This window comes from Bacillota bacterium (assembly GCA_040754675.1).
In the GTDB taxonomy this organism is placed as follows: domain Bacteria; phylum Bacillota; class Limnochordia; order Limnochordales; family Geochordaceae; genus Geochorda.
On sequence record JBFMCJ010000244.1, the window covers coordinates 1 to 6,270 of the forward strand.

Genomic DNA, 6,270 nt, shown 5'->3' on the forward strand with positions numbered 1-6,270 from the left:
CCACGGCAAACGGCGGGACGTCCATGGTCACGATCGCATGCCCCTCGATGCGGGCAAGGCGCCCCACGTGGGTGAACTGGTGAATGCCCGCCAGCGGACCCACCTCGACGCCGTCGTCGATGACGGTGTGGCCCGCCACTGCACTGCCCGCCCCCAGCCGCACCCGGCTGCCCACGGTGCAGTCGTGGCCGATGTGCGACCCCGGTTCGAGCACGCACTCGTCCCCGACCACGGTCACGCCGTGCCCCCCCGGGGTGCCCCGGTGAACGATCACGTAGGGGCCGACGCGGTTGCCCCGGCCCAGAACGAGGCGCGTCGGCTCCCCGCGGTACTTCACGTCCTGCGGTTCGCCGCCCAGCACGGCGCCCGTTCCAATGCGGTTGTCCGGCCCCAGCACGGTGTGGCCCTCGATCACCACGAAGCTCTCCAGCACGCTGCCCGCGCCGACCTCCACATCGGGGCCGATGACGGCGTAAGGCCCCACCACCACCGAGTCCCCGATGCGCGCCCCGGGATCGACGAGCGCCGTGGGATGCCGCCGGACCTGCGCCGAAGGCGGCGCGTCGGGGCGTGTCATCGCGCCGCCTCCGCCTGGGCCGCAGCGGCAAAGAGGAACTGCGCTTCGCACGCCACCTCGCCGTCCACCAGCGCCTTGCCGTCCACCACGCCGGTGGTGGTGCGGACCCGGCGCGCCTGCACCTCGAGCCTCAGCGTGTCACCTGGAACCACGGTGCGCCGGAAGCGCGCTTGATTGATCCCCGCCAGCAGCGGCACCTTGCCCAACGAGGCCACGTAAGGGTAAAGCATCACGGCCGCCGCCTGCGCCAGCGCCTCCAGCATCAGCACGCCCGGCATGATGGGGCGGGCGGGATAGTGCCCGGCGAAGAACGGTTCGTTGATGGTGACGTTCTTCAGCGCCACCACCCGCCGGCCTTCTTCAAGCTCCAAAACCCGATCGATGAGGAGAAAGGGGTAGCGGTGGGGAATCCGCTGCCAGATCTGGACGACGTCAAGCATTGCCGGCCTCTCCTCCCGTCTCCCAGAGATCGACCATCTTTTGAACCAGGCGCGCCGTGAGTTCGTGACCGCCTCTCACCGCCACCACCCGGGCGCAAAGGGGCCCGGCCAGCGCCAGATCGCCCACCACGTCCAGGATCTTGTGCCGTGCCACCTCGTCGGGAAAGCGGGGCGTGTTGACCGGCCCGTCCTCGCCAATCAATAGCACGTTGTCCAGCGAACCGCCAAGCCCCAGGCCCCGCTCCTGCAGCCTTTCGACCTCGCCGGCGAACGCCACGGTGCGGGCCGGGGCGATCTCGCCCCGGAAGCTCTCCGGGGTCACGGTGATTTCGACGAACTGGTCGCCCAGGCCCGGGTGGTCGCTGATGAAGGCGAAGCTGATGCGAAGTTCAGGCCACGGCATGGCGACCATGAACCGCTCCGGGTCTCCCACCCAGACCGCCCGGGGCAGGCGCCGAACCCGGCGCGCCCGGGCTTGCGCCACGACGCCGGCCCGCTCGATGGCCTCCACGTAGGGTAGGGCGCTGCCATCCAGGACGGGCGCCTCGGGGCCTTCCACCTCAATGCGGGCGTTGTCCACGCCGAGCCCCGAAAGCGCCGCAAGCACGTGCTCAACCGTCATGACCGACGCCTCAGGGGTGCCCAGGGCGGTCGTGCGCGCGCCCGGCAGCCGGGATCGCACGGAGACCGGGATGGCAACAGGCCGCCCCAGATCGGTGCGCACAAGCTGGAGCCCCGAGTCCACCGGGGCCGGAAGCAGCCGCACGCGGCACCGTCCGCCGGTGTGGAGGCCGACGCCCTCCAGGCTCACTTCATGCGCCAGCGTCTTTTGGGTTGGGGGTTCGGCTTTCAAGTGCCCGCTTCGCCTCACATGGCCGCCAGGCGGGCCAGGCGGCGGCCCACGTCCGACGCCGGGGCGGCGAGAACCCGGCGGGGCGGGCCTGCTTCCACCACCCGGCCGCCGTCCATCAACACGAGCCGGTGCGCCACCCGCGCGCCGAAGCGCGGCTGGTGGGTCACAACCAGCATGGTGGTTCTGAGGCGGCGAATCAGTTCCTCCATCAGGTCCAGGAGGTCGGCGGCGAGCATGGGATCGAGCTGCGAGGTCGGCTCGTCCCACAGGAGGATGTCGGGCTCGGCCGCAAGGGCCCTTGCGATGGCCACCCGCTGGCCTTCGCCACCCGAAAGCTCGGCCGGGCGCCTGGAGGCAAACCGCGCCATCTCCAGAACCGAAAGCCAGTGCCAGGCGCGCTCGTACGCCTCCGGCCAGGAAGCGCCCGAACCCAGGGCGGCCAGGGCCACGTTCTGGAGCACGCTCAGGTGGGCGATGAGCTGGGGCCGCTGAAAGACGAGGCCCACCCGGCCCGCCAGGGCACGACGTTGGGCGTCCGGGAGGCTCCACAGGTCCTGCCCGAAAATGCGCACACTTCCGGCGTCAGGCTCGATGAGCCCCTTGAAGCACCGCAAGAGCGTCGACTTGCCGCACCCGCTCTGGCCCATGATGACCACGGTTTCGCCCCGGGTCACCGAAAGCGACAGCCCGTCCAGCACCTTCTGCGCTCCGTAGTACTTCACCAGGCTGTACGCCGCCAGGGCGGCCTCCCGGAAGGTCGCGGGCGCGCCGTCACTCACGGCAGCACTTGACAGCAGGCGTCCGTTCTTCGCCGGCGGCGCGCCGAAGCGGGTGCCGGACGGGGGCCGCCGGGACGAGGTGAGGGAGAGAAGCCACGGCCTCACCGCCGGTGCGACCACCGTCTCCAGGATGGCGCCGCCCTCCATGCTCATCGCCCGGGCGGCTTCCACCGCGTCCGCATCGACCGGGGAGAGCCGGTGCCCCAGCCAGCCGGAGAGCCATCCGGCCACGGCGCCCAAAACGGCGAGAGCCACAGGCCAGATCCACGCCTCCCGGCCGAGGAGCGCCATCCCGGCCACAAGAGCCATGGTCGCCCCGGCCAGCACCCCGATCCCCGCCGAGAGCAGCCTGGCCGCCCTGCCGGCCGCCCGGCGGCGCCCGCGCCGCTCCGCCTGGATGGCCGCCCCCACGGCCGCCCAATCGTTGAAAAGCGTCCAGACCACGATGCCGGCCACCGCAAGCGCCGCCCCGGCAGAGCGGGCCCGCTCCACCACCTGCATCACCGTGGCACGGGCGCTGGGAGAGGCCGTGGCTGCGGGCGAGGTGTAGACCCGCACCTTGCTCGTCTCCAGCCCTCGCTCCAGCGCCTGCTTGAGGCGGGACGTCTCCGGCGGGCGGTCTTCGCCGGTTCGCAGCACGATCTCGACGCCCTCGGGTGCCGCCAGCGGCTCGGCTTCCGACTTTTCGAGCAGGTCCAGCGCCGACGCCACCTCCCGCCCGTCGATCTCGGGGAGGCTTTGCCGTAGCGTCTGGATGCTGTTCTTCAGATCCCGGAGGTCGGTCTTCTGGTACGCGTCGAGCCGGGCGCGCAGTTCCTGAAGCTGCTGCTGGAGGCGGGCGACGGACCGGGTGGCATCGCCCGGCGTGGCGGTGGAGTCCCGCCGCCCCAGGAGCACGCTGAGCGCGAGGGCCACCAGGGTGTCGCGGGCGGGATCGGAGGAGGAGGCCGAAAGCCTCGACAGGTCCTCGGCCGCCTGCTCGATCCGCCCGATCGTCTGCTCGAGCTGCCGGGCCGCCTGCTGCGCCGAATGCAGGGCTTCCTCCCAGCTCCCGCCGGCCTGCTCCAGGCGGTTGAGCAGGGCCTCGCTTTCGTCGAGTGCCGCCTGGATGCGGATCCGCCCGCCATCCACCACGGCGGTGCCGGCGAGTTCTCCGGAGGCGCGGCGCACCTCGACGGGCTTTCCCAGGAGGTCCTGCGCACCGCTTTCCTCGGCGAGCACGGCCAGCCCCTGCCTGCCGTCAAAGGCCACCACCTGCGCCGGCGCACCTCCCACCCGCACCTCTTCGCCCACGCGCAGCGGCGTGTCCCGGGCCGCCTCGGACGCTTCGATGCGGGCAAGCGTGGCGTAGCTCACAAAGAAGTCCCGCATTCGCTCCACCCACCGTACCGTGCCGGCACCGGCCCCCTCGGTGGCGGGCGCGGCGTAAACCACCGACCCCGCCCAACCCTGCTCCTCGAGGGCCTGCGCCGCCCGCCGGGCAAGGCCGGCATCCACGGCCTGGCCGGGCAGCACCGCCCGCACGACCCGGTAGGTGCCGATCCGGCGCTTGAGCTTCTCGTTGAACCGGTCGAGCCGGCCGGCTTCCTTCAACACCACCACCAGGTCGGATCCGCGGAAGAAGGTGAAGTCCACTTCCTCCTGGCGTTCGAGCCAGCCTTGGAGGTCGCGCTCGAGGGCCGGGTGGACGCGGCTGACGGTCACGGACGGTTCCACCAGGGGAAGCCAGCTAACGAGCCCCGGGACGCCGGCCAGTTCCCTGTCCAGGCGCTCGAACGTGCGGGCGTTTCGCCACCGCTCGGGAAGCGACACCAACAGCACGGTGCTCCCGGCGGCCGAAGGACCTTCTTTCACGGCCGAACCGGGGAACTGCCGGGCCAGCAGTTCGGAGGCGGCGGCGAGGGCCTCGCGGCGGCGTTCCTGCTGAAGTTGCAGCAGCACGTCGAACCGGCCGGCCTCGCCCATGACGAGTTCCACCGTAGAAAAGAGCGCGCGGCCCATGGCCCAGGCGACGAGGTAACCCCCTGCGCCGGCCACGAGGGTAGCGGCCAGAAGCCAGACCAGAAGGTGCCGGACGACTGCGGGTGCGCTCCGGCGCCGTCGGGCCTGGTCGAAGGCTTTCACGCGCCGCGCTTCCCCTTTCCCGGTCCGGCCGCAGTATACCATGCGTTTCCGGGCCGGCCGGGAAAGAGTTGCTGGCGGCGCTGTCAGCGCTCAGGGGCTGGTGGAAGAAGCGGGCTCGGGCGGAAGCTGGATGATCTCCGCCGGGCCGAATAGCCTCACCTCGTCCGTCTGCGCGTTGTATTCGATGCGAGACGCCTTCTCGAGCTTGAAGCCCTCAAGGGTGGCGCGCACCCGGTTCTCCTTTGCCGTAAGCACCAGAAGCTCGCTTGCCCGGTCGTACGTCAGCCGCTCACCGGTCGCCCACAGGCGCGGATCATCCTGGCGCACCTCGACGCCCGACTCGGCCACAAGCAGGCCCCTGCGGTCGTCCACCTCGATGAACGGGGCCGTGAGCGTTCGCACCTTCTTGCCGCGCTTGTGGTCAACCACCTCGAACTGGTCGAGCCGGGCGCTGCCCGACAGCCTCACCCGGCGCTCGTCGTACCAGACCATTACGCGTTCGGCGGCCCCGTCCACCTCGGCCTGGGTGAGCTTCACGCTTCCCGAGAGTTCCACCGTGCGGCCCTCGCTGTCCCACTCGAGCCTCGCCGCCTCGGCCCGCCAGCCCCCCCACTCCACGACAACCGTCCCGCCCGGGGGGTTGAAGATCCAGCGGCGTGCCTTCGGGTCCCACCGCCCGATCTGCTGGTCGGGCGCGACGCCCTCGACCGAAATACGGACCGGCTGGTTTTCCTGTGTGGCGGGCGCGGAGGGCGCCTGAGCGGCGGCCGCTTCGGCGGTTGCGCTTCCATGCCCGGGGGCGAATCCCCAGAGCACGCCGGCCAGCGCCAGCGCGACCGCGGCTTGAGTGGCCTTCGAAGAATGCACTGCGACGCACTTCCAATCCGATCCGTCCGCCGGTCACCCGTCCGGCGGTGGCGGGCTGACCTCCAGGCGGGCCGGGCCGGCCAGGCGAATCTCGCCCGTATCCGGCACGTACTCCGCTCCGGCTGCCTGGACCGTTAGCCCTCCGGCCTGCGGATCCTCTGCCCGCACGCCGCCGGAGAGGCGTACCACTCCGGCTTTGACGTCGACTTCCATCCGGGCCGCCCGCACCACCGACGAGCCTCGCGAGAGCGTCGTGGGGGCCTCGCTGAACAGCACCTGGCGCCCCGCGTCCCAGACCAGGTCCGAACTGACGAGCACGCCCCCGCCCGGATCCCGAAGCGTCACGCCGCCGTCCAGCACCAACCCGCCGGTCTTCTCGTCGTAGCGTCCGCCGTCCCCGTCGAACAGGAGAAAGGTGCGGCCCTCACGGTACAAGACGCCCCGGCTGACGCGGGAGAAGACCACCTGTCGCCGGGCCTGGGGCAGGTCGATGCGTTCGGCCCGCAGCTCCCACTGCCGCTCGCCCCGGCGCCTGCCGACCAGGTGAACTTCGGCCGTGTGCACCCCCGGGACGCGGCCGGAGTCCTGGGCCGGCGTCGAAGCGGCCGGACTGCCGGTGCCGCTGACGCC

6 protein-coding genes are annotated in these 6,270 nt (G+C 71.5%); all 6 read right to left on the reverse strand.

Annotation, left to right across the window (positions count from 1 at the left end):
* Positions 1-577, reverse strand: a 577-nt coding sequence (locus AB1609_13765) for an acyl-[acyl-carrier-protein]--UDP-N-acetylglucosamine O-acyltransferase (protein MEW6047526.1), incomplete at its 3' end; no start/stop codon positions are given.
* Positions 574-1,017, reverse strand: coding sequence for a 3-hydroxyacyl-ACP dehydratase FabZ (fabZ, locus tag AB1609_13770; GenBank protein MEW6047527.1), 444 nt, complete (start codon positions 1,015-1,017; stop codon positions 574-576). The genes AB1609_13765 and fabZ, both read right to left, overlap by 4 nt.
* On the reverse strand, positions 1,010-1,870 hold the full coding sequence (gene lpxC / locus AB1609_13775) for a UDP-3-O-acyl-N-acetylglucosamine deacetylase (GenBank protein MEW6047528.1): 861 nt from the start codon (positions 1,868-1,870) through the stop codon (positions 1,010-1,012). The genes fabZ and lpxC overlap by 8 nt, the downstream gene beginning before the upstream one ends.
* Positions 1,871-1,884: 14 nt before the next feature.
* A complete protein-coding gene (locus AB1609_13780) occupies positions 1,885-4,773 on the reverse strand; it encodes an ATP-binding cassette domain-containing protein (GenBank protein MEW6047529.1) in 2,889 nt (962 codons plus the stop codon).
* A 90-nt stretch (positions 4,774-4,863) separates the two neighbouring features.
* Positions 4,864-5,640 (reverse strand): hypothetical protein, encoded by a 777-nt coding sequence (locus AB1609_13785; GenBank protein ID MEW6047530.1) that lies wholly within the window; start codon positions 5,638-5,640, stop codon positions 4,864-4,866.
* A gap of 33 nt (positions 5,641-5,673) precedes the next feature.
* A partial coding sequence (gene lptC / locus AB1609_13790; GenBank protein MEW6047531.1) for an LPS export ABC transporter periplasmic protein LptC occupies positions 5,674-6,270 on the reverse strand: 597 nt, incomplete at its 5' end.